Raw genomic sequence first — 24,996 nt, forward strand, 5'->3', positions numbered from 1 at the left:
TGGTGGGTCCCCCTCATCCTCCCCCTCCGGCCGTCCGCGCCCAAGGAGGGGGTGATCGGCCACCCCGCAAAGCCTGGTAGTGTTTATGTCGTCGCCGCGGGCAACCCCGCGCACGACAGACACCTTGTCCGGGTGGCGGAATGGCAGACGCGCTAGCTTGAGGTGCTAGTGCCCTTTATCGGGCGTGGGGGTTCAAGTCCCCCCTCGGACACCAGCAGAGACCCCAGTTGATCTGGGGTTTTTCTGTTTCTCCGGCTGTGGCGTGACCAACCACGTGACCAACAGCCGAGCGAACTTCCTGGTCAGACCAGGGATGACAGGCCGATGGGGCTGGCGCTCGAAGCTGCCAGCTTCTTCGCTCCCTCAGCGCGTCGCCTGCCGTACCGTGCCATGGTGTAGCCCGGCGAGTGGTGCCGGTCGTTGGCCGAGACCTCCACCGGGTTCTCGTGGGCGTCCAGATCGTTCGTGATCTTCGAGGCCCGCCAGTCGTGCAGCCGGAAGTGCTCCGGCAGGTGCAGACGGTTGCGTGCCGTCCGCCAGCGGGCCGACACCTTCTCGGGGTCCTGCGGTCCGCCTGCCTCGCCCCGGTACAGCTTGAGCTTCCGCAGCCGGTACGTGTTGCCTTCCTCGACCACGACCCAGCCCAGTTCGATGGCGCACTCGTCCCAGTGGATGAGCGACCACTTCCACCCCAGCACTTCGCTGCGGCGGCACGAGGTGGCCGCGTAGGCAGTCCACAGCGGGGCGTCCCGAAGGCAGTGGTGGGTCAGTCCGTCGTCGCACGCCCGGTTGCCGCACGGCTTCCATATCTCTTTGAGGAAGTGCGTCGTCTCGTGGTCGTTGAGGGTGGGGAAGTCCGGCTGTGCCGCCTTGATCTGCCGCTCGGTCGGCGGGTTGGCAGTGTGGGCCGGGTTGACCGTGAGGAGCTTCCTCGGTCCGGTCACCGAGTCCAGCGCCGCCGAGATGATGTTGTGGATGTGGCGGACGCTCTTGGGGCCGAGCGGCTTGTTCCCGTTCGCCTCGATGGGCGTGCTCTCCAAGAGCCGGTACAGCTCGTCCAGCCGCTCGTCCGTCACCTCCACCACCTTCACCCTGCCTATGTGCGGCTTGATGTGCAGCCGGATCTTCGGCGCGTACCCCTCCCTCGTGGTGTCCTCGCCCCGATGCTTGGCGAGCCACCCGTCCATGAGCTGACCCATGGTCATGTCGGAGCGGGGCGTCAGGGCGCCTGCCTCGTGCTCGGTGTGCCACTTGCGCAGCGCCCGTTCCGCCTCCGTCTTGGTCTTGTACTCCCGGCCTATCCAATAGCGCCCCTTCTCGCCCGTCGCCGGGTCGAAGTGCAGGGGCGTACGCACGCCCCAGATGTTCGGTCGGCCCGTGCGCGGGATCACCACCGTTGTCCCACCGAGCCCGTTGCCGCGCTTTGCCACCCGGCTAGCTAGCTCTGGCACGGGACATCAAGACAGCCGCCCCGAACCAACCGGTAATCCTCACGGTGGTGGAGATGAAGCGCCTTGCCCGTAACGCGGCAGAGCTCATGACGTTGTCGTCCACCCTGCAAGCGGACGGCATCCAACTGGAACTCCTCTCCGGCCCCTTGCAGGGCGAGTACGACCCGAACGGGGCAGGCGCCATCGTGTTCGCCGTCCTGGCGGTAGCCGCCGAGGTGGAGCGGGAAGGAATCCGGGAGAAGACGTTGGAGGGGCTGGACGCTGCGGCCCGCAAGGGCAACCACGGTGGGCGCCCCTCCGTCGTGGACGACGACAAGCTAGCCGTAGCCCGTGCCCGGCACGCCAAGGGCGAGAGCGTCTCAGTCATCGCTAAGGCCCTGGGAATCTCCCGAGCCACCTTGTACCGGCACATCGGTGAGAGCGCCTGAGACGGGCACACAGGGGCATGCAGTCAGGCGCTCACCTCGCAGTGCACCGGGACGGGTGGGCGAACACCGGTGAGAGCTTCCGCGCGGGCAACGAGGCGGGGTGCAAGGTCGGGGTACCAGCCACGGGCTACGGCTTGCAGCATCTCCGCCAGGGCCGCGAGTTCCCCGATTCGGCCGGCCGGGGTGTCGAGGACCGCCGCGAACTCCTTGCGGATGCGGGCGGCAACGTCGGGCACAAGCAGGCTGTTGGCGTGCAGGAGCCCCGCGTCGTAGCCGAAGGGCACCAGGCCCCACCGCTCCCAGTCCAGCAGGCACAGGGGCGCGGTGGTGAGGTTGCCCCAGTGCAGATCACCGTGACCAGTCACCCGCTCCACCTTGGCGGGTGCCGGGACGCCAAGGAACTGGGGGAAGGCCCGTTCGATCCACCCGTCCCGGACGGTCGTCTTCGCGCCCTCCGCTTCAGCGAGCAGGACAAGGGCTTGGTGAAGGTCCGCCCACCACTCGTCAGGCAACCCGGGGTCATGGTCGATGTCGGCTCGGTCCGGGGACACCACAGGTTGCGTGAGGTAGTCCAGGACTTCCGCCCCAAAAGCCCACTCGCCGTCAGTCCAGTCGTGCACCCCGTGCAGGCGGGGGCGGGGGACACCTTCAGGCACCACCTCAGAGGCGCCGACGATGCCCTCCCCCCGCTTCCTGCCCGCGTTCCTCTTCGCCGTCCGGCTCACCCGTAGCCACCGGTCCCCCACTCGGCGTCCGAGGGTGACACCAAGGAAGCCCCACGCCAGCGGCCCCGTACATGTGAGCCCCAGCGCCTTGGCCGCCCGGTCGTGGGCGGCCTCCATCAGGGCCTGTACCTCCTCATTCACCGGCGAGTTCATCCGTCACCCTCCTGAGTTCCTGGGCCGTCAGCGGCGCAGCTAGAGCCTTGGCCACATCGTCCCAGTGCTCGCGGGTGCTCGCGGAAGTCAGGACGACATCGAGGCCAGGGCACGAGCCAGCGGCCAGCAGGGCAGCGGCTGCGGCCGACAGGCCGGGACGGATGAGGTTCACCAGTTCGGGTGTCATGGCATCGAGGAGTTCGCCCCCGTGCAGGGGCGCAGAGCCGAAGGTGATCAGCCCCGCGTCCTTCGCCTGCACCAGCTGTCCGCCGCCGTTCAGGGCCTGCGTGATCGGGGCATCCATGATCAGGATGACGGGCATCTGCAACCCCGTGAAGTGATGCTCGGCGGAACCAGCCCCCTGCCGGGCGAGCGCGAGCAACTCGGGCACGCTGAACGCTCCGGAGGTCAGGCCCGACCAAGTGGCCACGCCGTACCCGCCGATCCTGCCCGCGTGAGCGAACTCCTCCAGCGCCGTGAATGCTTCCCGCACACGCCCATGCAGAGCCGCACGGTCAAGGCCCTGGCCGTGGTGCTCCGGGTTGTGTACGAACACCAGGTCCACGTGGCCGAGCGCGGCCAACGAACGCTCCGTCTGCCAACGGACGAAGCCCCGTTCAAGGCTGTGCCTACCGGCCGCCCCTTCCCCGGCGAGCACGGCCTCAGCCAGTGCGGTGCGGCCTTGTTCCTCCGTGAAGAACCCCGTCTTCGTGGCTACCCGAACGGTCGGGTACTCCCCGAGCACCGGGCGCAACTCCTCATGCGCTCGACCATGGCCGTAGTTGGGCGCCGTGTCCACCCACGGGCTACCGGCAGCCAGGGCGGTGCGTGCCGCCTGACTGACGGCACGCACGCGGTATGTCCCCAGGCAGAGCGCGGCGGTCACAGCACCGTCCCCACGACTGCGACGGCATGGCCGTCGATGAGGACGGAGACCAACTCGGCCACCTCCTTGACCTCCAGCCCGGCGGAGTCGGCCATCTCGCCTAGCGTGGTCGGCTGATTGGTCAGCAGCGTGCCCAGCGCGGGCGCGGCGGACTCGGCGAAGTCCCACGCGGTACCGACCGCCGAGAAGGTTACCGTGCCCTGTGCGCGGTTCGGCGTCAGGCGGCCCCTCGGAGCGGCGAGCTTGACCGTGATCTCACCCCGTGCAGGGAGTCCGTCGACGTACGGCAGGGACGGAATTGCGTGGCCCAGGTCGGTCGTGTCGATCGACTCCGCCCACCGCTCCACGAGGCGCGGGTCCGCCATCATGTCGGCCACCTCACGACGCACGGCGTCGATGAAGTCCGACTGTTCCGCCAGTAAGCCGAAGCGCGGAATGTCCCTGCGCAGCGCGAGGGACGCCCGAAGCTGATCGACGACCCACAGCATCAGGTCAGCGCCCGTGTGCGGAACCATGCCGAACGTCAGGTGCAGGGATTCCGTCCCCTGGTCAGCGGTGACCGAGTGCCACCAGCCGCGCGGCAGGTAGAGCACGTCACCCGGGGACAGAACGAGGTCCGCCACCGGGTCGCCCTCCGGCTCCTCCGGCGACTCCACGTCCCGGAAGGTGGGCGCCTCACGGGTCATCCCCCACAGGCGCCACCGCTTCGAGCCGTGCAGCTGGACCACCACCACGTCGTGGTCGTCCCAGTGCCGGCCGAAGCCCTCCCGCTCTGTCCACGAGGCGTACACGTTGGCCTGTACGGAAGTCCCGAGGAAGCGTTCCAGCCCCTCAGCAGCCGCCCCCACGGCGGGGTGGATCTTCTCCACCGCGTCGAGGACCAGCGACGCCCCGTCCCTGAGCTGGGCGTGGAAGTCGGACGGCTGGATGCGGGACCAGGTGACCGCTCGGCGGTTCGTGGTCGGGATCGCGTAGCGGTGCAGCGGGACCATCTCGCCGTCGACCGACAGGCGCAGCCGGGGCGGCTCCAGCCGCTGCGTCGCGATGATCCGGTTCAGGTCATCCCAGGAGAACAGACCCGCCGTGTCGGCGGCGCCGGGGAAGTGTGCGTAGGAGCGGTGGTACGTCTGGGCGAGGAACTTGTCCCCGCCCAGACGCCCCGCCCACGAGGCTGCTTCAAGCAACGTGGGCGCTCCCGTCAGTCGTTGCCGTCGGAACGGCCACTGCTGACGTCCGACTCCTGCTCGGCTCGGGTCCGCGCGGCCACGATCTTCCGCTTCGCGACGAGCAGGCCACCCCCCTCGGGGGCCATCGAACCGGTGTTCTCTTCCACCATCGGACTACCTCTCTTCTCGGGAACTCCCACCGGGAATCCGGCGGGAAGCAAAAGGGGACAGCGACGAGCGCGGCAGTTACCGGATCGCCAGGGTTCCGACGAGAACCAGGGCCAGGCCGCCGAGGATCATGGCCAGGTACAGCGGCCCCGCGTACCGGCCGAAGTGGCGCAGCACCCGGCGTGCCAAGCCACGCCTCACGCCGTCTTCGGCTCCACCTCGACAGAGCGGAGACCACTCACAGACGGCGAACCGCGGCCCGTGCACCGAGGGCACCCGCACGGCGGGTACTTGGTGGGTGAACCCAAGATCACTGCGTTGCGCGGGTCCACCTGCACCTCACGAACCGGACCGTACGTCCGGCCGCCGTCGTATGACACCCGCAGGGTCATGCGTCCGCCGTCGCGGTTTCTCGTTTCGTCTCGCTCGGTCGCCGCCATGGGGGAAATCATTGACCCAGAAATCGGCGGCTGTGTACATCTTTCCCGTCATGGACTAAAGATCATGAACGGCAAGCGGCAGACCACTCCGCCAGCAAGGCTCGGGCTTCATCCCCGAACAATGCATAGCCCTCCAACGTGGAGAACAGTGCGAGATGCATTTCGATGTCTCTTGGATCTCTCAGGACCACGACACCGGTCGTGTTCTCCACAGTGGCCAGCGTGTCGTCATAGACGGTGAAGGTGTCCATCGGAACCATGGGCTTGTATCCCGCGATTGGGATGACGCCGAGCTTCACGTTCGTAAGGTGAGTCAGTGAGGCCAGCCGGTCAATCTGCATCGCCATCGCAGCCGAGGGCAGGAGCGGCCACCTCACAGCCTGCTCAGTCAAGATGAAGGTAAACCGCTTCTTCGTGTCGTAAAGAACATCCTGCCGCTCCAGCTTCCTCGCGATCGTCTTAGTGACATCGGCCGGGGAATGGGCAAGGCTGGCCCGGATATACTCAGGGGTGGACAGCAATCCTGTAATCATCGAGAGCAGGAAGAAGCGGAACTCCGTGGATGAGAATTCAAGAGCCGCAAGTTCTGTCTGCTTCTTCTCCAGGCCCCTACGGCGCAGCGAGCGCAGGTCTTGCCATTCGGTGTTGGCCAGCCGCGCGAGGGCGATGACCTCCTCGATGACCTCGGGCGGAGCCACGACGGCCCGGAGGATTCTTTCCAGGTCCAGCAGGCTCGGTTGGGCTTTCCCATTCTCGATCCGACTGATCTTCGATTGGGACATGTTGCAACGCCGAGCGAGCCGGTCCCCTGTGAGGCCGGCTCGCTTGCGTAGTTCTTTCAGCAGGGCTGCCAGTTCCTGTTTGGGCTGCCCCATCAGCTCAGGGTCGAACGTCACCCGCTCACGTACTCCAGGAATGGGACCGACTCGGCAACGGCAATCCGCTTCCACTGCCGGTACGACTCCGGATCGCCTTCGTACAGTTCCCGGTTTATCTGCGTCCCGTCCGCCCGGTAGTTCAGCAGGACCACCTTGGACTCATCGAACATCCAGAAATCCTGATCCGGAAGTCCCGGGTTCCGCCGGTCGGTGAGGTCGAGGATGCGGATATTCTCGCCCACCTTCACGTGATGCCGGTAGTAATACTCGAACTCGAACCGGAGATAGTCCGAGAGCGGGCGGGTCACGACGTGCACCCTGCCGACGCTCTTCCCTTCCGAGGTCCATTGCCGGACCTCGTCCATCCAGGCCGACGCGTGATCGTCGGGGGATTTCTCCCCGGCGAGGAAGCGCTTCAACTTCTCCGCTTCCTGGGGCATGGTGTAGACGGGCAGCGTTTCCAGCCGCCACGCCTCACGCTCCATGGAATCGAAGCAGTCATTCCACGCGTCACCATCCAAGTGCACGAAATGCCTCCCTGAGAACCGCCTCGGGGATTTCCACGAGCCCTTCACCAGCGGGCAGGGGGAAGGCTTCGGACACGTCGCCCTGCACCACGAACGATCCGGTCGCCGTGCGGTACACGTTCGGGCAGTCCTTCTCTCCGCACTCGCCGTTGCCGTTGCCCGTGAGCCGGGTGAGTGCCGAACGTTCGGACATGCCAAACCCCCTTGCTCTGGCCCCGTTTGGGCCGCCTGTCCAACGACAGTAGAGGGGATGGCGCTACGCGTCTATGCGCGAACGTGACTATGCGTGTCCTTGCATAAACAGGTCCCGACCGCCCCGGCCCACCCCCGGTACGTGGTCACGTACGCGCCTGTGCAACTGGGCGTAGCCCCGTGGCGCCGTCCGGGAAGCCTGACCAGGGACGGAAGCCTCGGAGCAGGGTTGGTCACGTGACCAACGCATGACCAACAGGGGCCCGAGAGGGCTCGAAACAGCAGGAAAGAACAGGAGAAACGCCCGCCGAAATCAAGCCTGTCGACGGACGTTTGCCCAGGTCAGAGCGGTTGGTGGCTGGTGCCCGAGAGGAGAGTTCAAGTCCCCCCTCGGACACCAGTCGAGACCCCTGCCGAGCAGGGGTCTTCTGCTTTTCCGGGTTCTGGGACCGGTCCGGTGAACGGGCACAATGGCCTCATGACCACGCCCTCCTGCCCGTGCGGGCGGCCCGATCCGTACGAGCGGTGCTGCGGCCGTTTCCACGCCGGGACCGCCGCCGCTCCGACCGCCGAGACCCTGATGCGCTCGCGCTACAGCGCCTTCGTGCGGCGGAACGCGGGCTACCTGCTGCGGACCTGGCACCCGAGGACGCGCCCCGAGCACCTGGACCTGGACCCGGGTATGCGGTGGACCGGCCTCGAGATCCTGGACACGGCCGACGGCTCCGCCTTCCACGTCACCGGCACCGTGACCTTCCGGGCGTCCTACCACGGCGGCTCGCTGCACGAGCGGAGCCGGTTCGAGCGGGTCGACGGGGCGTGGGTGTACGTCGACGGGGAGTTCCTCGCGTAGACCCCGCTGGGCCCCGCTTCGGCGCGGGCCCCGTGCCGTCCCCTACGGCGCCAGGATGTCCAGCTCCTGCAGCGCCCCCACCGTGATCTCCCGGGTCAGCTCCTCCGCGCGCTCGGCGTCACGCGCGCGGACCGCCTCGGCGACCCGGACGTGCAGGGTGACGGCGGCCGGGTCCGGGTCCTCGAACATCACGTCGTGGTGCGTGCGGCCGGCCAGCACCTCGGCGACGACGCCGCCGAGCCTGGCGAACATCTCGTTGCCGGAGGCGGCCAGGATGACGCGGTGGAAGGCCACGTCGTGGAAGAGGTACTCCTCGAGCCGGTGACCGCGTGAGTTGGCGACCATGCCGAGCGCGCACTCGGTCAGCTCGGCGCACTGCTCAGGCGTGGCCCGTCGGGCCGCCAGGCCCGCCGCCACCGGTTCGACCGCCGACCTCAGCACGGTCAGCGAACGCAGCTGCCGGGGGCGTTCGGAGCCGGCCAGGCGCCAGCGGATGACCTGGGGGTCGTAGACGTTCCACTCGCACTCGGGCAGGACGGTGACGCCCACGCGGCGGCGCGACTCGACGAGGTGCATCGATTCCAGCACCCGGACCGCCTCCCGCATCACGGAGCGCGACACCTCGAAACGCTGTGCCAGCTCGTCCGTGCGCAAAACGCTGCCCGCGGGGTATGCGCCCGCTGTGATGGCGGGGCCGAGGGTGTCGAGTACGCGGCCGTGCAGCCCCCGACCCGGTGTGCTCATGCACTCAGCGTACGGGGGGTGTCACCGAAACAAAAAGTCAGACTTATATGTCACAGACTCTTGAAGTAGTCCTACCTAATAGGTTTCAGTTACGTCGACATCACGTGTCGGCGAAGACAGCAGACAGCGAGAGTGCGATGCAGCAACTGCACACCCCCCATGTCGTCGTGGTCATGGGCGTGGCGGGCACCGGAAAGACCACCATCGGCCCCCTGCTCGCGGCCCGGCTCGGCGTTCCCTACGCCGAGGGCGACGACTTCCACCCGCCGGCCAACATCGCCAAGATGACGGCCGGCACCCCGCTCACCGACGAGGACCGCCGGCCCTGGCTGGACGCCATCGGCGGCTGGGCGCACGGGCGGGCCGGGCTGGGCGGGGTGGTGAGCAGTTCGGCGCTGAAGCGGTCGTACCGCGACCGGCTGCGGGCCACCGCTCCCGGTGTCGTCTTCGTGCATCTCACGGGCAGCCGTGAGCTGATCGAGGAGCGGATGTCGCACCGGCAGGGCCACTTCATGCCGACGGCCCTGCTCGACTCCCAGTTCGCCACGCTCCAGCCGCTCCAGCCGGACGAGGCGGGAGTCGCGGTGGACGTCACCGGCACCCCCGAGCAGATCGCCGAACGGGCGGCGACCGCCCTGAAGGATCTTCCCGAGCCGGTCCAGTAACACCCGCACCCTTTCCCCCGGGGTCGTGCCGCCTCCCGCGCGCACAGCCCCGGACTCCCCCGAATCCCCATCACCGCAAGGGAACCACCGTGACCAGACTCAGCGTCGAGATACTGGCAGCGGACCCCGTCGAGCCGATCACCTCGGCGGGCCACGCCCAGCTGGGCATCGCCGTGCTCCTGGGTATCGCCGTCATCGTCCTGCTCATCACCAGGTTCAAGCTGCATGCCTTCCTGTCGCTGACCATCGGGTCACTGGCGCTCGGCGCGTTCGCCGGTGCGCCGCTGGACAAGGTCATCACCAGCTTCACCGCCGGGCTCGGCTCCACCGTCGCGGGCGTCGGCGTGCTGATCGCCCTCGGCGCGATCCTCGGCAAGATGCTCGCCGACTCCGGTGGCGCCGACCAGATCGTGGACACCCTCCTCGCCAAGGCGAGCCCGCGTACGATGCCGTGGACGATGGTGCTGATCGCCTCGGTCATCGGACTGCCGCTGTTCTTCGAGGTCGGCATCGTGCTGCTGATCCCGGTCGTCCTGATGGTCGCCAAGCGCGGCAACTACTCCCTGATGCGGATCGGCATCCCGGCCCTGGCCGGTCTGTCCGTGATGCACGGTCTGGTCCCGCCGCACCCCGGTCCGCTGGTCGCCATCGACGCGGTGGACGCCAACCTCGGGGTGACCCTCGCGCTGGGCGTGCTGATCGCCGTCCCGACGGTGATCATCGCCGGGCCCGTGTTCTCGAAGTACGCGGCCCGCTGGGTGGACGTCCCGGCCCCCGACCGCATGACCCCGCAGCGCGCTTCCGAGGAGCTGGAGAAGCGCCCCGGCTTCGGTGCCACCCTGGCCACGATCCTGCTCCCGGTCGTGCTGATGCTGCTCAAGGCCCTCGTCGACATCGTCGTCGACGACCCGGAGAACGCGGTGCAGCGGACCTTCGACGTCATCGGCAACCCGCTGATCGCCCTGCTGGTCTCCGTGATCGTCGGTATCTTCACGCTGCTGCGGCCCGCCGGGTTCGGCAAGAACCGGCTGACGGGCCTGGTGGAGAAGGGCCTCGCGCCCATCGCCGGCATCCTTCTGATCGTCGGCGCGGGCGGCGGCTTCAAGCAGACGCTGATCGACTCCGGTGTGGGCCGGATGATCCTGGAGATCTCCGAGGACTGGTCGATCCCGGCGCTGCTGCTCGCCTGGCTGATCGCGGTGGTGATCCGGCTGGCGACCGGTTCGGCGACGGTGGCGACCGTCTCGGCGGCCGGTCTGGTGGCGCCGCTCGCGGCCGACATGTCGACCGCGCACACCGCCCTGCTGGTTCTGGCCATCGGCGCCGGCTCGCTGTTCTTCAGCCACGTCAACGACGCCGGTTTCTGGCTGGTGAAGGAGTACTTCGGCCTGGACGTCGGCCAGACCATCAAGACCTGGTCCGTCATGGAGACGATCATCTCGGTGGTCGCCGGTGGCCTGGTCCTGCTGTTGTCCCTGGTCATATAGCCGCACGGCCGACCGGTTCGCGAGGAGTACGACGATGACGGCTCACCCCCTCTTCGACATCGGCGGGCGTACGGCCCTGGTGACCGGCTCCAGCCGGGGCATCGGGCTGGCGCTGGCCCGGGGCCTCACGGAGGCCGGCTGCCGGGTGGTCCTCAACGGACGCGACGGCGACCGTCTCGCCAAGGCCGCCGCCGGCCTTCCCGGTGAGGTCCGCACGGCCGCGTTCGACGTGACCGACGGTCCGTCCGTGGCCGCCGGAATCGCGGAGGTCGAGGAGCGGGTGGGCCCGCTCGACATCCTGGTCAACAACGCCGGTATGCAACTGCGGGCACCCCTGCTGGAGTTCACCGACGGCGACTGGCACCGCATCCTGGACACCAATCTCACCAGCGCCTTCCTGGTGGGCCGGGAGGCCGCGCGCCGGATGACGGAACGCGGCCACGGGAAGATCGTCAACATCTGCTCGCTGCAGAGCGAGGTGGTCCGCCCGGGCATCGCGCCCTACGCGGCCACCAAGGGCGCGCTGAAGATGCTCACCAAGGGCATGTGCGCCGACTGGGGCCCGTACGGCGTCCAGGTCAACGGTCTCGGTCCCGGCTACATCGAGACCGAGCTGACCCGGCCGCTCGTCGAGGACGGGGAGTTCAGCGCCTGGGTGCGCGGGCGGACTCCGGCCGGGCGCTGGGGCCGGACGGAGGACCTCGTGGGTGGGCTGCTGTTCCTCGCCTCGCCCGCGGCGGACTTCGTCGGCGGGCAGATCCTGTACGTCGACGGCGGCATGACGAGCGTGCTGTGAGTGCCGAGGTGGCTTCCGTGCCGGGTTGTGTGATCCACGGTGCGGGTGACCTGCGGGTCGAGGACGTGCCCGTCCCCAGCCCGGGTCCCGGCCAGGCGCTGGTCGCCGTCCGTTATGGCGGGGTGTGCGGTTCGGACCTGCACTACTGGCGGCACGGGGGTGTCGGCGACTTCCGCCTGAAGGAGCCGATGCTGCTCGGTCACGAGGTGGTCGGGACGGTCGTGGCGTACGGCTCCCCGGACACACCGGGCCCGGCCGCCGGCACGTCCGTCGCCGTGCACCCGGCGACCCCGTGCGGGAGGTGCCCCGAGTGCGTGGACGGGCGGCGCAACGTCTGCCGGGACACCCGGTACCTGGGCAGCGCGGCCCGCTTCCCCCACGTCCAGGGCGGTTTCGCGGCGCGGATCGTCGTGCCCGCCGAGCAGTTGCGCCCCCTCCCGGCCGGCCTCGATCCGCGCCGAGCCGCCCTCGCCGAGCCCCTGTCCGTCGCCCTGCATGCCGTGTGCCGGGCAGGGGATCCGGCCGGCCGGCACCTGCTGGTCACCGGAGCCGGGCCGATCGGCGCTCTGGTGGTCGCGGCGGTGAAGGCGGCGGGTGCGGCGCACGTGACGGTGACGGACCTGCTGCCCGCGGCTCTGGAGTACGCGCGGGCGGCCGGTGCCGACACCCTCGTACGGGCCGACGACCCGGACGACTCCGGCCGGCCGGTGGAAGTGGACACGGCGTTCGAGGCCTCCGGAGTGGCCGCGGGTCTCGACACCTGTCTGCGGCTGGTCCGGCGCGGCGGCGTGGTCGTGCAGCTCGGCATGCTGCCGCCGGGACGGAGCTCCTTCGCGGGGAACCTGGTGGTGAGCCGGGAGATCGAGCTGCGCGGGGCGTTCCGCTTCGACGGCGAGTTCGACGCGGCGCTGCGGCTGCTCGCGGCCGAGCCCGCGTTCGACGCGCTGGTCAGCGCGGTGGTGCCGGTGGGCGACGCCGAGTCGGCGTTCGCACTGGCCGCGGACCGCAGCCGGTCCTGCAAGGTGCTGCTGGACTTCGACGCCGACCCGGCCGCCTGAGCCGGACGCCTCGGGCTGCGGCCACGTCAGCCCCCGGGCCCTTCAGGTTCACGTCAGCCCCCGGGCCCTTCAGGTTCACGTCAGCCCCTGGGCCCTTCAGGTTTTGGACCCGCCAGGTTTCCGGACCCGCCAGGTTTCCGGACCCGCCAGGTCCCAGACCCCGCCGGAATCCGAACCCGCCGGATTCCAGACCCCACCAGGTTCCAGACCACGCCGGAATCCGGACCCGCCAGGTCCCAGACCCCACCGGAATCCGGACCCGCCAGGTTCCCCACCCTCCCCGCGCACTCCCCCGCCGGCGTCAGGAGGACGCCGCCTTGTCCAGCTGGAACGCCTCGTTGCCCTGGCCGATGCGGGCGTGCCTCTCGGGGGCGCGGGAGCGCAGGATCAGGCCCTGCACCACGCCGCCGACCGCGGCGAGGCCGATGATGCCGGGCAGCACCCAGCTCAGGGCGGAGTCGGGCCCGGCGCCGACCAGGACGTCGAAGTCCTTGACCGTGTACCCGGCGATGACCAGCAGGGCGACACCCGCGACGACGGAGGTGGCCAGGCGTACGCCCTGGGCGGCCGCAGCCCCGCGCCGGACGAAGAAGGCCACCACGGAGAACGAGGCCGCCGCCATCAGCAGGATCACGCCGAGGGCACCTATGTTGCCGCCCCAGGTGAACAGGTGCAGCACGGGCTGGGTCGGGTCGCCGGCCGGCTTGTCGTCGGCGACCGCGAAGCCGATGACGACGACCGCGGAGACGGCGCTCTGGAGCAGTGAGCCGGTGCCGGGCGCGCCGCTGGTGCCGCTCGTGCGTCCGAAGGCGGCGGGCAGCAGGCCCTCGCGGCCCATGGCGAAGGCGTACCGGGCGACGACGTTGTGGAAGCTGAGCAGGGCGGCGAACATGCCGGTGACGAACAGCACGTGCAGCACGTCGGTGAAGGTGTCGCCGAGCCGTGACCCGGTCAGGAAGAACAGCAGCCCCGCGCTCTGCTCCCGCGCGGTGCCGACGATCCGGCCGGGCCCGGTGGCCACGGTCAGGGCCCAGCTGCTGAGCGCGAAGAAGACGGCGACCCCACCCACCGCCAGGAACATGACACGCGGTACGAGCACGTGCGGCCTGCTGGTCTCCTCGGCGTACACCGGCGCCTGCTCGAAGCCGAGGAAGGCGGCGACGCAGAAGCAGAGCGCGGTGCCGACCCCGGCGCCGGTGAGGGTGTCCGGGTTGAAGGCGTGCAGCGAGAGGCCCTCCGCCCCCGGGTCGGCGACGGCGGCGATGTCGAACACCACCACGAGCGCGACCTCGATGAGCAGCAGTACGCCCAGTACGCGCGCGTTGACGTCGATCTTCAGCCAGCCCAGCGTGCCGACCGCGAGCACGGCCAGCAGGGCCGGTATCCACCAGGCGACGTCGAGGCCGGCGTAGGTGGCCAGCAGCCCGGACACCTCGAAGCCGAAGATGCCGTAGATGCCGACCTGGAGGGCGTTGTAGGCGACCAGCGCGACCAGGGCGGCGCCCGCGCCCGCGGTGCCGCCGAGACCGCGGGAGATGTACGCGTAGAAGGCGCCCGCGTTGTGGACGTGCCGGCTCATCTCGGCGTATCCGACGCTGAAGAGGATCAGCACCACTCCGAGCACCACGAAGAGCAGCGGCTGACCGACGATGCCCATGACGGCGAAGGTGGTGGGCATGACACCCGCGACCACCATCAGCGGGGCGGTGGCGGCGAGCACGGACAGGAGCAGGCCGCCCGTGCCCAGCCGGTCGGCGCGCAGCGCTCGCTCCTCGCCCTTGAACGTGCTGATGGCGTCACCGCTCGCGGATGTGCTCGTGCTCGTACTGCCCGTGGTCATCGCAGGACGTCCTTCTCTCGTGTGGGTGGTGTGCGTCGGGTCGACGGGGCGGTCAGGCCGTGCCGAGCGCACCGGCGCGGGCGGCACGGAAGGCGGAGGACGGGTCGCGGTCCGGGTACGACCACGGGGCGGGCGTGGCGTGCTCGCCGATGCGGTGGAACAGGGCGGCGGCCTCGGCGCCGCGGCCCTCGCAGGACTTGGCGTGGGCGAGGAAGTTGAGGTCGATCAGCCGGCGCGGGTGGCCGTCCTGCTCCCACTCCAGCCACCAGTCGAAGGCCGCCTTCATCACCAGCCGGGCGCGCCGGCCGGCCCAGTGCCCGGAGGCGCGCGGGTCGGTGGACTCGTGTCCGGCGGTGGCCAGCACCCGGTAGCGCTCGGCGTGCGCGACGACCGGGAGGATGGCCAGCGGGGAGTCCGCGGGGGCCTGCTCGGCGGCCCAGTTCGCGAAGTCGTACACCTCGTGCAGCGGGTCGGGGCCGCCGCCGCGCTCGGCGAGCCGGGCCACCATCAGGTGATGGGCATGGTGGTGGTCGGCGTACCGCACGCGCACCTCGTCGAAGACCTGGACGACGTCCTCGTCGGTGCCCAGGGAGCGCTCCAGCACGAGGAGCCCGAGCCAGGGCGTGGGATCGTCCGGCACGAGGGCGGCGGCGGCGCGGCACGCCTCCCGGGCCCCGGCGGGCTTCTCCTTGTCCCGCAGGGCGCGGTGGACCAGAGCGAGGGCGAGCAGGACCGACGCGTCGGCGGAGCCGGGTTCGGCGAGCAGCCACTCGCGGGCCCAGGGGGCGCAGTGGGGCTCCTTGGCGAGTACGGCCACCCGGTGCCCCCGGCGGTCCCAGTCGTCACCCGTGTGGACCAGCAGGGAGCGGACGGACTGCCAGCGTCCCTGGGCCAACGCGGTGCGGACCCCGACGAGTTCGGCGTCGTCGAGGGCCTCGTCGAAGGTCTGGGCCGTGCGTTTGCGGCCGCGGCCGAGGGAAGGCGGGGGTGGGGACACCGCGGGAAACATCCTCACGCGACGCGGTAGGTCGTCGTAGCCGGACTGCCATGACCGGATTGCCATGAGCTGATCACGCACAGCAAACCGGCAGCCAAGGCTTGACGTCAAGGGGGATCACTCTGTTACACGCGTCAACTCCCGTGACCAAAAGGGCACTTGTGTCCGCCGTCACCGCCTCTTCCACCCCGAATGCGCCACTCGCCCGGCGCCCGGAACCCGCCCGCACTAGAGTCGTCCCGACACCCCCGTGACCCGACTGCCGATCGAGGTGCGCAGCGTGTCGGTTCTGGTTCTGGTTCTCGCCGTGTGCGCCGCGTGCTGTCTGGGCTTCGGTTTCGTCCTCCAGCAGAGCGCGGCCGAGCGCGCCCCGCTGGGCGACTTCCTCTCGCCCCGCCTCCTGCTCGACCTCGTGCGGGTGCCACGCTGGCTGGCCGGCATGGGGCTGATGGTGGCCGGCCTGGTCCTGGGCGCGATCGCGCTGGGCGGCGGCGAACTGACCCTCGTCGAGCCCCTGCTGGCGACGAACCTCCTCTTCGCCCTCGCCCTCTCCCGCGTCCGGACCCGGCAACCGCTGGGCCGCCAGGGCTGGGCCGGCCTCGCGCTGCTCGCGGGCGGGGTGACGGCGTTCGTCCTGGCGGGCGAGCCGCGCGGCGGCAGCGTGGTGACCGACCCGGTCCGGCACTGGCTGATCGTCGGCGTGATGCTGGGCCTGGCCCTCCTGCTGACGCTGTGCGCCGGCCGCCTGCGGCTGACCTGGGGTCCGACACTGCTGGCCGCGGCCGCGGGTCTGCTGTACGGGGTGCAGGACTCCTTGACCCGGGTCAGCGGCCGGCGCTTCTCCGCGGGCGGCCTCGCGGAACTGCTGACGAGCTGGCAGCCGTACGCCGTGGTGGTGCTCGGCATCACCGGACTGGTCCTGGTCCAGAGCGCCTTCGAGACGGCGCCCCTGCGCAGGTCGCTGCCCGCCCTGACGGCGGCCCAGCCGCTCGCGGGCATCGCCTGCGGGGTCGGGTTCCTCGGCGACCGGCTGCACACCGACGCCGGCGCCCTCGCCTGGGAGGCGGGCGGCCTCGCGGCGATCGTGGCGGGCATCGTCCTGCTCGGCCTGCACCCGGCGATGCCGCACGGCACCGGCGAGAGCGGGCGCGAGCGGGCCCTGCAGCGGCGCTGACCGGCCCCGGGGCGGCGTCCTGGACCGGGGCGCTGCTTGGATGGGGGCATGAGCTCTGCTGACGAGATCCTCGACGTCGTCGACGAGAACGACCGTGTCGTCGGCCAGGCCCGGCGGGGCGACGTATACGCCCGGGGGCTGCGCCACCGCTGTGTGTTCGTGTGGGCCGAGGACCCCCGGGGGCGCGTCTTCGTGCACCGCCGCACGGCGACGAAGCTGGTGTTTCCCGCCCTGTACGACATGTTCGTCGGCGGGGTGGTGGGCGCCGGCGAGTCCTACGACGACGCGGCGCTGCGGGAGGCGGAGGAGGAACTGGGGGTGACCGGGCTGCCGCGCCCGGAGTTCCTGTTCACGTTCCTGTACGACGACGGCGCCGGGCGGACGTGGTGGTCGGCGGTGTACGAGGTGCGGTGCGCGGGGCCGGTCGCTCCGCAGGTGGAGGAGGTGGCGTGGCACGCGTTTCTCACGGAGGCGGAGCTGGAGGGGCGGCTCGGCGAGTGGGAGTTCGTGCCGGACGGGGTGGCGGCGTATGCGCGGCTGCGCGCCCGGCGGGAGCCCGGTGGGCCTGCGGCGGTGCGGTGACCCCGCGGAGGTGTGGTGCGGGGCGGGGTACGCGGCCCGGGGCCGCGGGTGCTTCCCGGGCCGTTCGGGCACTGGGGAAGGCACGGCTGCCCGCGGCCGCGACGGGGCGGCGGATAGGGTCCTTGAGTGAGCGAATTCGTGCGGAACGTTCGGCTGTGGTTCGTGCCCGGGGAGGTGCGGCGGGAAGGGGGCACCCCCGACTACCGGTTCTCGCTGGCGAACGAGCGCACCTTTCTGGCCTGGCTGCGCACCGCCCTCGCCCTGATCGGTGGCGGGTTCGCGGTGGATCAGTTCCTGCCCGACCTGCGCTGGGGCTGGCGCGTGGGCCTCGCGCTCGCGCTGCTCGCCGCCGGTGTGCTGTGCGCGCTGCGCGCCGTGAACCACTGGGTGCGGTGTGAGCGCGCCATGCGCCGCGGCGAGGACCTTCCCGTCTCCCGCTTCCCGGCGCTGCTCGGCCTGGTCGTCGCCGTGGTCGCGGTCGTCATGGTCGTCCTGGTCCTCGCCGGCTGGGAGGGCTGAGCCGTGAGCGGCGCCGACGCGGCACTCCCGGACCGCGACCCCGGGCTCCAGCCCGAGCGCACCCGGCTCGCCTGGCGCCGTACCACCCTGTCCGGCGCCGTCGTCGCCGTACTCTCCGCGAAGACCGCGCTGCACGACGGTGCGACGGCCGTCTCGGTGCTCGCCGCCGCCCTGTGCTGTGCACTCTGGCTGGCCCTCCTCCGTATCGCCCACGGCCGCATCCACACCCTCGCCTCGGCGAACCGGCCGCGCGCCCTCACCCCACCGCGCGCTGCCGCGGCGGCCCTGTGCACGGTCGTCCTCGCCGTCTGCGGGGCGTTCCTCGTCCTCTGACCGTTCGGAGGACGAGGAACGCCCCCACGGAACCGCCCGTAACGCCGATCACGTTCCGCCCGCCCACTGGACGGCATACCGACCGGTCGGCATCATGAGTCGGGTACTGTTCACCTGCCCCAGGGAGAGCCGATGAGCCCCGACCACCCGCCCGGACTCGATCTCGACCGGTTGCGCGGTCTGCTCGATCGCGAGCGGCCCGGCCTGGTGACCGGCCCGCTGTCCGGCCGACTGATCGAGGGCGGACGGTCGAACCTCACCTACGCGGTCTCCGACGGTGCCGCGCGCTGGGTCGTGCGGCGCCCCCCGCTCGGTCACGTCCTGGCCACCGCCCACGACATGAGGCGCGAGCACCGCGTCATCAGCGCCCTGCACCCGACGGACGTGCCCGTGCCGCGCCCCGTGCTCCTGTGCGAGGACGAGGAGGTGCTGGGGGCGCCCTTCTACGTCATGGAGTTCGTGGACGGCACTCCGTACCGCACCGCCGACCAGCTCGCCCCCCTCGGGCCCGAGCGCACCCGCGCGGCCGTGCTGAACCTCGTCGACACGCTCGTCGGGCTGCACGCGGTGGACCCCGCCGAGGTGGGCCTCGCGGACTTCGGCCGCCCCGAGGGCTTCCTGGACCGCCAGCTCCGCCGCTGGGCCAAGCAGCTCGACGCCTCACGCAACCGCGACCTGGCCGGCATCGACGAACTGCACGCCACCCTCGGCCGTGAGCTGCCCCGCTCCCCCGCGGCGACCGTCGTACACGGCGACTACCGTCTCGACAACGTCCTGATCGGCGGCGGGCGGGACGAGATCCGGGCGATCCTCGACTGGGAGATGTCCACGCTCGGCGACCCGCTCACCGACCTCGGCCTGCTGGTGATGTACAGCAGCCCGCTCGGCATGCCCGACTCCCCCGTCTCCACCACGGCCCAGGCGCCGGGCCACCCCGCGCCCGCCGAGCTGATCGAGCGGTACGCCGCGCGCTCGGGGCGGGACGTGTCGGCCGTCGCCTGGTACACGGCGTTCGCCTGGTTCAAGCTGGCCGTGATCCTGGAGGGCATCCACTACCGCTACACGCTGGGCCGGACGGTCGGCCGCGGCTTCGACCGCATCGGCGACCTCGTCCCCGTCTTCATCGAGCACGGCCTGACCACCCTTCAGGAGGGCTGACCCCCATGGACTTCGCGTACGACGCACGCACCGAGGAACTCCGCGCCAAGCTGCTCGCCTTCATGGACGAGTACGTGCACCCCGCCGAGCAGGTCGCCCACGAGCAGCGCGCCCGCCTGGCCTCCCCGTGGGACACCCCTCAGGTGGTCGAGGACCTCAAGGCCGAGGCCCGCCGCCAGGGTCTGTGGAACCTCTTCCTCCCCGACGCCGAGCACGGTGCCGGCCTCACCAACCTCCAGTACGCCCCGCTCGCCGAGATCACCGGACGCAGCCCGCAGCTGGCGCCGACGGCGACGAACTGCGCCGCGCCGGACACCGGCAACATGGAGGTGCTGGCCCAGTTCGCCGACGAGAGTCAGCAGAAGCAGTGGCTCAGGCCGCTGCTCGCCGGGGAGATCCGCTCGGCGTTCGCGATGACCGAGCCGGACGTGGCCTCCTCGGACGCCACGAACATCACCACGCGCATCGAGCGCGACGGCGACGACTACGTCGTCACGGGCCGCAAGTGGTACATCTCGGGGGCGATGAACCCGGACTGCAGGATCTTCATCGTGATGGGCAAGACGGACCCCGACGGCGAGGACATCCGCCGCCAGCAGTCGATGGTGCTGGTCCCGCGCGACACACCGGGCGTCACGGTCGACCGGGCCATGCAGGTCTTCGGCTACGAGGACCATTACCACGGCGGCCACGCCGAGGTGACCTTCGACCACGCGCGCGTGCCGGTCTCGAATCTGATCGGCGAGGAGGGCGGCGGCTTCGCCATCGCCCAGGCCCGGCTCGGTCCCGGCCGGATCCACCACTGCATGCGGCTGATCGGCATGGCCGAGCGGGCGATCGAGCTGATGTGCCGCCGCGCGGTGTCGCGCGACGCCTTCGGCAAGGCGCTGGCCCAGCAGGGCGTGGTCCACAACTGGATCGCGGACGCCCGGGTCACCGTCGAGCAGCTGCGGCTGCTGGTGCTGAAGACCGCCTGGCTGATGGACACCGTCGGCAACCGGGGTGCGCACACCGAGATCCAGGCCATCAAGATCGCCACGCCCCGCGCGGTGGTCGACATCATCGACCGGGCGATCCAGCTGCACGGCGCGGGCGGCGTGAGCCAGGACTTCCCGCTGGCCGAGCTGTACGCCGGCGCCCGGACGCTGATGATCGCCGACGGTCCCGACGAGGTCCACCAGCGCTCGCTGGCACGCCGGGAGATCAAGAAGTACCTCTGAGCGGGGCGGTCCCGGGGCCTGCGGGGCCCCGAGGGCCGTCACCTCACGGGCGCAGCGCCCGCAGCAGCAGGTCGGCCAGGTGGTCGGCGACCTCCTGCGGGCTGAGCGGGCCGTCGGGGCGGTACCAGGTGGACAGGTGGTGGATGGAGCCGAAGTGGTAGTCCACCACCAGGTCGGCCGGGGTCTCCTTGGTGAAGACGCCGGTCCGCTGGCCCTCCTCGATGAGCGCGCGGAAGCGCTCGTGGTAGCGGCGCCGCTCCGCGCGCACCTGCTTGTTCTTCTCCGGGCTGAGCTGGTGCATGGAGCGGAAGAAGATCGACGCGTCGTCGAGGTTGTCGATGGTCGTGACGACGACGTCGGCCGCCGCGTCCCGCACCCGCCGCTCGACCGGCGCGTCGGCGTCCGCGAAGGCGTCCAGGCGTTCCTGCTGGAGGCGCAGCACGCGCGCGTACACCTCGTGCAGGAGGTCGTCCTTGGAGCCGAAGTAGTGGTAGAGCGCCCCCTTGGTGACCCCTGCCGCCTCGACGATCTCCTGTACCGAGGTGCGGTCGTAGCCCTGCTCGGCGAAGAGCCGGGTGGCGGCGGCCAGGAGCCGCTGCGGCACCGGAGTGCCGTCCCCGTCCGTGGTCCTGGGCACTGCCGTCACCTGCCTTTCCGTTTCACTGTCCGTTCACTGTCCGTCCTGGTGCGTACGGGAACGCAGTTCCCGACGGAGGATCTTCCCACTCGCCGTCTTCGGCAAGTCGGGCAGGATCTCCACCTGGCGCGGGTACTTGTAGGCGGCCAGTCTCTCCTCGCAGTACGCGGCGAGTGCGTCCGGGTCCGTCTCGGCGCCCGGCCGGAGGCTGATGTACGCCTTGACGGTCTCCCCGCGGTACCCGTCGGGCACGCCGACGACGGCGGCCTCGCGCACCGCCGGGTGGGTGTAGAGCACGTCCTCGACCTCGCGCGGCCAGACCTTGAAGCCGGAGGCGTTGATCATGTCCTTCTTGCGGTCGACGACGTAGAGCCACCCCTGGGCGTCCATGAAGCCGATGTCGCCGGTGCGCAGCTCGCCGCCGGGGAAGGTCTCGGCGGTGGCCTCCGGGAGGCGCCAGTAGCCGGGGACGACCTGCGGGCCGCCGACCACGATCTCGCCCTGCTCACCGAAGGGCACCTCGGCGCCCTGCTCGTCGACGATCCGTACGACGCTCTCGGGGCCGGGGACGCCGACCGCCAGGGTCCCGGAGACCCGGTCCACCGGGGCCTCCAGGTGCGGCGGGACGGAGGCGCACGGGGCGGTGCACTCGGTGAGTCCGTAGCCGTTGCGGATGTACGGGCCGAAGCCCGCGCGGAACTTCTCCACCAGGGCGGGCGGCAGCGGGGCGCCGCCCGAGGAGATGTTCGCGAAGGACGCGAAGTGCTCTCGGGTGACGGCGGGGTGGGCGGCGAGCGCCATGAAGGCGGTGGACGGGCCGACCGTGTAGTGCGGCCGGTGCTCGGCGAACGCGTCCAGGACGACACCCGCCTCGAAGCGGTACGCCAGGACGAGCGTGCCCACGCTGTTCAGGCAGGCGCCCAGCTCACAGACCATGCCGGTGATGTGGAACAGCGGGGCCAGCGCGAAGTAGACCGGCGCGTCGGGCAGACCGAGCCCGGTGCGCTGCCGCTCGGCGTTGTACATGATGTTGCGGTGCGTGTTGGTGGCGCCCTTGGGCGTGCCGCTGGTGCCCGAGGTGTAGCTGATGAGCGCGGTGTCCCCGGGCTTCGGAGCACGCCCGGAGGGGGCCGTGTGACCGGCGCGGGCCGCCTGGGCGAGGTCGTCGGCGTCGGTGGCGTCCGGCAGCCGCTCGAAGGCCAGCACGCGCGCGTCCCCACGGGTCTGGAAGTCCAGCTCGCACCCCGTGAGCACGATCCGCACCGGCGAGCGGGCCGCCGTCTCGCGCAGGTAGGACTCCCAGGCCCGGTCGGAGCAGATCAGCGCGGCCACCTCGCCGTCCCGCAGCACGTGGCCGACCTCCCCCGACTTGTACATCGGGTTGACGGGCACGACGACCGCGCCCGCCTTCCAGGCGCCGAGCACCGCGAGCACGAAGTGCGGGGAGTTCTGCAGCAGGACCGCCACCCGGTCGCCGCGCTCCAGACCGCGTGCGGCGAGATGCCCGGCGACGGAGTCGCTCAGCTCGTCCACCTCTCGGTAGGTGAGGAGGCCGTCGAAGTACGCGAGGAAGACGCGGTCGGGAGCCTCGGCGGCCGCCCGGCGCAGGGCGTGCACGAGGGAGGCGTCGGGGTCGAGCGGGGCCTTCTGCGCGTCGGTCAGCAGGGCGAGCCAGGGCTTGGCCGCGTATCGGGAGCCGGTCACCGGGCCGCCGCCTCCTCCCACTGCCGCTGGAGCCGGTTCATGCCGTGCAGCCAGCGGTCGGGTTCGGCGGCCCGTGCCTGGTAGTACTCGGCCACCTCGGGGTGCGGCAGGACCAGGAAGCGGTCCTCCTCGATGCCCTTGAAGAGGGCGTCCGCCACGTCCTCCGGTTCGATCGCGGTGGGCTGGAGCACCAGTTCACCCGCGCTGCCGCTCGCGGTGAGCATGTCGGTGCGCACGCCCTGCGGACAGATGGCGTGCACCTTGACCCCGCGGTGGCGGTAGGTCAGGGACAGCCACTCGGCGAAGGCGTAGGCGCCGTGCTTGGTGACGCTGTAGGGCGCGGCACCGATCATGGTGAGCAGTCCGGCGGCCGAGACGGTGGAGACGAAGCGGCCGCTGCCGCGCTCCAGCCAGTCGGGGAGCAGTTCGTGGGCCGCCCGGACGTGGGCCATGACGTTGACGTCCCAGGCGAGCGCCCAGACGGCCTCCGGCGCGGCCTCCGAACCTCCGGAACCGACGCCCGCGTTGGCGCAGTACACGTCGACCGTGCCGCCCAGCGCCTCGCGGGCCTCGGTGACGATCACGGAGGCGTCGCCGGGGACGGCGATGCCGCCGATCTCGTCGGCGACGGCCTTCGCCCGGCCCGCGTCCAGGTCGTTGACGACGACCCGGGCGCCCTCGGCGGCGAAGCGGCGGGCCAGCGCGGCGCCGATGCCGCCTCCCGCCCCGGTGACGACGACTCCCGCATCCTGCACGGCTTCCACCATCGGTCTCCTTCGACACGGCTGCGACACCCACGCGGCGACTCCGCCGCAGCGCCAGACTAACCAGTCGGTATGTGCGGCGGAAGAGGTGAACCGCGGTCTGCTCCGTTCCGCGCGGCCCCGGGCACGGGTTAGCGTGCGTGCGCATGACACCCGCCGCGATCACGGAGGTCACCGCATGACGCTGTCCAGACGGAACCTGCTCGCCACGACGGCCGCGGTGGCGGCCGGCGCCACCGCCGCCACCGCGGGCACGGCACAGGCGGCGCCCAGGGGGCACGGCGGCCGCCGGCTGCGCACCGGCTTCGAGCGCCTCGCCGACGGCGGCTACGCCCCGCTCGACGGCCAGAAGGTCGGCATCGTCACCAATCCGACCGGCGTCACCCGGGACGTACGCCACATCGTCGACGTCATGCACGCCGACGACCGCGTGAATTTGACCGCCGTCTTCGGCCCCGAGCACGGCTTCCGCGGGACCGCGCAGGCAGGCGGCTCCGAGGGCCGCTACGACGACCCGGCGACCGGACTGCCGGTCTACGACACCTATCTGAAGAGCGGACAGCCGCTCGCGGACGTCTTCACCGCGTCCGCTGTGGACACCGTCGTCTTCGACATCCAGGACGTGGGCGCGCGCTTCTACACGTACATCTGGACGCTGTTCGACTGCATGGAGGCGGCCGGGCTCGCGGGGAAGCGGTTCATGGTCCTCGACCGGCCGAACCCGGCGACCGGGCGGGCGGCTCTGGGCCCGGTCCTGCACAAGGAGTTCGCGACGTTCGTCGGCCGGCAGCCGATCGCCCAGGCGCACGGCATGACGGTCGCCGAGCTGGCGCTGCTCTTCAACGGCGAGTTCCTGCCGTCGCCGGTGCCGCTGGAGACGGTGACCATGACGGGCTGGAAGCGGTCGGAGTTCTACGACGTCTCGGGGCTGCCCTGGGTGCCGCCGAGCCCGAACATGCCGACACCGGAGACCGCCCTGGTGTACGCGGGCACCTGCCTCTTCGAGGGCACGAGCCTCTCCGAGGGGCGCGGCACCACCCGCCCCTTCGAACTGCTGGGCGCGGACGGGATCGACGGGAGCTGGGCCGCCGCCGCGAACGGACTCGGTCTGCCGGGCGTGCGCTTCAGGGAGGCGTACTTCGCGCCCGTCTTCTCCAAGTTCCAGGGGAAGACCGTCGGCGGTGTGCAGTTGCACGTCCACGACCGGGCCGCCTTCGACCCGGTGCGCACCGCGATCGCCCTCCTGGTGACCGCGAAACGGACCTGGGACGGTTTCGCCTGGCGGTCGGACAACTGGATCGACAAGCTCACCGGCTCCACCCAGGTGCGCACGATGATCGACGCGGGCGCGGACACCGACGAGGTGGCGGCCGGCTGGGAGAGGGAACTGGCGGCGTTCCGAAGGACGCGCCGCCAGTACCTGCTCTACCGCTGACCCGGGCGCCGGCCGG

Annotated in this window: 28 protein-coding genes and 1 tRNA gene; 14 read left to right on the plus strand and 15 right to left on the minus strand. The window is 70.8% G+C overall.

Annotation, left to right across the window (positions count from 1 at the left end):
- Positions 1 to 126: 126 nt before the first annotated feature.
- A tRNA-Leu gene (locus ACGFYH_RS07645) sits at positions 127 to 214 on the plus strand.
- 88 nt (positions 215 to 302) lie between these two features.
- Here the strand turns inward: ACGFYH_RS07645 and ACGFYH_RS07650 are convergent.
- Complete coding sequence (locus tag ACGFYH_RS07650; protein ID WP_393802197.1) at positions 303 to 1,355, minus strand: hypothetical protein; 1,053 nt, start codon at positions 1,353 to 1,355, stop codon at positions 303 to 305.
- Positions 1,356 to 1,456: 101 nt separating this feature from the next.
- Here ACGFYH_RS07650 and ACGFYH_RS07655 point away from each other — a divergent pair, with 101 nt between their 5' ends.
- Complete coding sequence (locus tag ACGFYH_RS07655; protein WP_393802312.1) at positions 1,457 to 1,879, plus strand: recombinase family protein; 423 nt, start codon at positions 1,457 to 1,459, stop codon at positions 1,877 to 1,879.
- Positions 1,880 to 1,902: 23 nt separating this feature from the next.
- Here ACGFYH_RS07655 and ACGFYH_RS07660 read toward each other — a convergent pair whose 3' ends face one another.
- The 8 genes from ACGFYH_RS07660 to ACGFYH_RS07695 all read right to left on the minus strand — a co-directional run bounded on the left by ACGFYH_RS07660 (position 1,903) and on the right by ACGFYH_RS07695 (position 7,015).
- A complete protein-coding gene (locus ACGFYH_RS07660) occupies positions 1,903 to 2,757 on the minus strand; it encodes a hypothetical protein (protein WP_393802198.1) in 855 nt (284 codons plus the stop codon).
- Complete coding sequence (locus ACGFYH_RS07665; RefSeq protein WP_393802199.1) at positions 2,738 to 3,643, minus strand: aldo/keto reductase; 906 nt, start codon at positions 3,641 to 3,643, stop codon at positions 2,738 to 2,740. Before ACGFYH_RS07665 ends, ACGFYH_RS07660 begins: the two co-directional genes overlap by 20 nt.
- Positions 3,640 to 4,827, minus strand: coding sequence for a cupin domain-containing protein (locus ACGFYH_RS07670; protein WP_393802200.1), 1,188 nt, complete (start codon positions 4,825 to 4,827; stop codon positions 3,640 to 3,642). The genes ACGFYH_RS07665 and ACGFYH_RS07670 overlap by 4 nt, the downstream gene beginning before the upstream one ends.
- 14 nt (positions 4,828 to 4,841) lie before the next feature.
- Positions 4,842 to 4,979 (minus strand): hypothetical protein, encoded by a 138-nt coding sequence (locus ACGFYH_RS07675; protein WP_393802201.1) that lies wholly within the window; start codon positions 4,977 to 4,979, stop codon positions 4,842 to 4,844.
- A gap of 76 nt (positions 4,980 to 5,055) precedes the next feature.
- Positions 5,056 to 5,178: a hypothetical protein gene (locus ACGFYH_RS07680; protein ID WP_393802202.1), complete on the minus strand. Its 123-nt coding sequence runs from the start codon at positions 5,176 to 5,178 to the stop codon at positions 5,056 to 5,058.
- Between the two features lie 301 nt (positions 5,179 to 5,479).
- Positions 5,480 to 6,313: a helix-turn-helix domain-containing protein gene (locus ACGFYH_RS07685; protein WP_393802203.1), complete on the minus strand. Its 834-nt coding sequence runs from the start codon at positions 6,311 to 6,313 to the stop codon at positions 5,480 to 5,482.
- Positions 6,310 to 6,822, minus strand: coding sequence for a DUF6879 family protein (locus ACGFYH_RS07690; protein ID WP_393802204.1), 513 nt, complete (start codon positions 6,820 to 6,822; stop codon positions 6,310 to 6,312). Before ACGFYH_RS07690 ends, ACGFYH_RS07685 begins: the two co-directional genes overlap by 4 nt.
- Complete coding sequence (locus ACGFYH_RS07695; protein ID WP_393802205.1) at positions 6,806 to 7,015, minus strand: hypothetical protein; 210 nt, start codon at positions 7,013 to 7,015, stop codon at positions 6,806 to 6,808. Before ACGFYH_RS07695 ends, ACGFYH_RS07690 begins: the two co-directional genes overlap by 17 nt.
- A gap of 477 nt (positions 7,016 to 7,492) precedes the next feature.
- Between ACGFYH_RS07695 and ACGFYH_RS07700 the strand changes: the two genes are divergently transcribed.
- The gene (locus tag ACGFYH_RS07700) at positions 7,493 to 7,867 is read left to right on the plus strand and encodes a YchJ family protein (RefSeq protein WP_393802206.1); all 375 of its coding nucleotides are present in this window, start codon (positions 7,493 to 7,495) and stop codon (positions 7,865 to 7,867) included.
- A 42-nt stretch (positions 7,868 to 7,909) separates the two neighbouring features.
- On the opposite strand, the gene ACGFYH_RS07705 is transcribed toward ACGFYH_RS07700, so the two are convergent.
- Entirely contained in the window at positions 7,910 to 8,611 is a 702-nt protein-coding gene (locus tag ACGFYH_RS07705; RefSeq protein WP_393802207.1) for a FadR/GntR family transcriptional regulator, read from the minus strand.
- Between the two features lie 137 nt (positions 8,612 to 8,748).
- On the opposite strand from ACGFYH_RS07705, the gene ACGFYH_RS07710 reads away from it, so the two are divergent.
- The 4 genes from ACGFYH_RS07710 to ACGFYH_RS07725 all read left to right on the plus strand — a co-directional run bounded on the left by ACGFYH_RS07710 (position 8,749) and on the right by ACGFYH_RS07725 (position 12,617).
- Positions 8,749 to 9,276: a gluconokinase gene (locus ACGFYH_RS07710; RefSeq protein WP_393802208.1), complete on the plus strand. Its 528-nt coding sequence runs from the start codon at positions 8,749 to 8,751 to the stop codon at positions 9,274 to 9,276.
- 89 nt (positions 9,277 to 9,365) lie between these two features.
- The gene (locus ACGFYH_RS07715) at positions 9,366 to 10,763 is read left to right on the plus strand and encodes a GntP family permease (protein WP_393802209.1); all 1,398 of its coding nucleotides are present in this window, start codon (positions 9,366 to 9,368) and stop codon (positions 10,761 to 10,763) included.
- A 34-nt stretch (positions 10,764 to 10,797) separates the two neighbouring features.
- Entirely contained in the window at positions 10,798 to 11,559 is a 762-nt protein-coding gene (locus ACGFYH_RS07720) for an SDR family oxidoreductase (protein ID WP_393802210.1), read from the plus strand.
- Between the two features lie 17 nt (positions 11,560 to 11,576).
- Positions 11,577 to 12,617: an L-idonate 5-dehydrogenase gene (locus tag ACGFYH_RS07725; RefSeq protein ID WP_393802313.1), complete on the plus strand. Its 1,041-nt coding sequence runs from the start codon at positions 11,577 to 11,579 to the stop codon at positions 12,615 to 12,617.
- Positions 12,618 to 12,918: 301 nt separating this feature from the next.
- Here the strand turns inward: ACGFYH_RS07725 and ACGFYH_RS07730 are convergent, their stop codons facing one another.
- Both ACGFYH_RS07730 and ACGFYH_RS07735 read right to left on the minus strand, forming a co-directional pair.
- The gene (locus tag ACGFYH_RS07730; protein WP_393802211.1) at positions 12,919 to 14,457 is read right to left on the minus strand and encodes an APC family permease; all 1,539 of its coding nucleotides are present in this window, start codon (positions 14,455 to 14,457) and stop codon (positions 12,919 to 12,921) included.
- 52 nt (positions 14,458 to 14,509) lie between these two features.
- Entirely contained in the window at positions 14,510 to 15,454 is a 945-nt protein-coding gene (locus ACGFYH_RS07735) for a hypothetical protein (protein WP_393802212.1), read from the minus strand.
- Between the two features lie 280 nt (positions 15,455 to 15,734).
- Here ACGFYH_RS07735 and ACGFYH_RS07740 point away from each other — a divergent pair, with 280 nt between their 5' ends.
- From ACGFYH_RS07740 to ACGFYH_RS07765, 6 genes are all read left to right on the plus strand, one after another.
- A complete protein-coding gene (locus ACGFYH_RS07740; RefSeq protein WP_393802314.1) occupies positions 15,735 to 16,628 on the plus strand; it encodes a DMT family transporter in 894 nt (297 codons plus the stop codon).
- Between the two features lie 48 nt (positions 16,629 to 16,676).
- Positions 16,677 to 17,210 carry an NUDIX hydrolase gene (locus tag ACGFYH_RS07745; RefSeq protein ID WP_393802213.1) on the plus strand — a complete coding sequence of 178 codons (534 nt, stop codon included), beginning with the start codon at positions 16,677 to 16,679 and terminating at the stop codon, positions 17,208 to 17,210.
- 126 nt (positions 17,211 to 17,336) lie between these two features.
- On the plus strand, positions 17,337 to 17,729 hold the full coding sequence (locus ACGFYH_RS07750; protein WP_393802214.1) for a YidH family protein: 393 nt from the start codon (positions 17,337 to 17,339) through the stop codon (positions 17,727 to 17,729).
- Positions 17,730 to 17,732: 3 nt separating this feature from the next.
- On the plus strand, positions 17,733 to 18,062 hold the full coding sequence (locus ACGFYH_RS07755; RefSeq protein ID WP_393802215.1) for a DUF202 domain-containing protein: 330 nt from the start codon (positions 17,733 to 17,735) through the stop codon (positions 18,060 to 18,062).
- A 132-nt stretch (positions 18,063 to 18,194) separates the two neighbouring features.
- Entirely contained in the window at positions 18,195 to 19,220 is a 1,026-nt protein-coding gene (locus tag ACGFYH_RS07760; protein WP_393802216.1) for a phosphotransferase family protein, read from the plus strand.
- Positions 19,221 to 19,225: 5 nt separating this feature from the next.
- Entirely contained in the window at positions 19,226 to 20,440 is a 1,215-nt protein-coding gene (locus tag ACGFYH_RS07765; RefSeq protein WP_393802217.1) for an acyl-CoA dehydrogenase family protein, read from the plus strand.
- A 43-nt stretch (positions 20,441 to 20,483) separates the two neighbouring features.
- Here ACGFYH_RS07765 and ACGFYH_RS07770 read toward each other — a convergent pair whose 3' ends face one another.
- The 3 genes from ACGFYH_RS07770 to ACGFYH_RS07780 are packed head-to-tail and all read right to left on the minus strand — an operon-like array spanning position 20,484 to position 23,548.
- Positions 20,484 to 21,077: a TetR/AcrR family transcriptional regulator gene (locus ACGFYH_RS07770; protein WP_393802218.1), complete on the minus strand. Its 594-nt coding sequence runs from the start codon at positions 21,075 to 21,077 to the stop codon at positions 20,484 to 20,486.
- A gap of 33 nt (positions 21,078 to 21,110) precedes the next feature.
- Positions 21,111 to 22,781, minus strand: coding sequence for a class I adenylate-forming enzyme family protein (locus ACGFYH_RS07775; protein ID WP_393802219.1), 1,671 nt, complete (start codon positions 22,779 to 22,781; stop codon positions 21,111 to 21,113).
- Positions 22,778 to 23,548 (minus strand): SDR family oxidoreductase, encoded by a 771-nt coding sequence (locus ACGFYH_RS07780; RefSeq protein ID WP_393802220.1) that lies wholly within the window; start codon positions 23,546 to 23,548, stop codon positions 22,778 to 22,780. The genes ACGFYH_RS07775 and ACGFYH_RS07780 overlap by 4 nt, the downstream gene beginning before the upstream one ends.
- Before the next feature lie 175 nt (positions 23,549 to 23,723).
- Between ACGFYH_RS07780 and ACGFYH_RS07785 the strand changes: the two genes are divergently transcribed.
- Entirely contained in the window at positions 23,724 to 24,980 is a 1,257-nt protein-coding gene (locus ACGFYH_RS07785) for an exo-beta-N-acetylmuramidase NamZ domain-containing protein (RefSeq protein WP_393802221.1), read from the plus strand.
- Positions 24,981 to 24,996 lie beyond the last annotated feature (16 nt).

Source organism: Streptomyces sp. NPDC048392 (assembly GCF_043200575.1).
GTDB lineage: Bacteria > Actinomycetota > Actinomycetes > Streptomycetales > Streptomycetaceae > Streptomyces.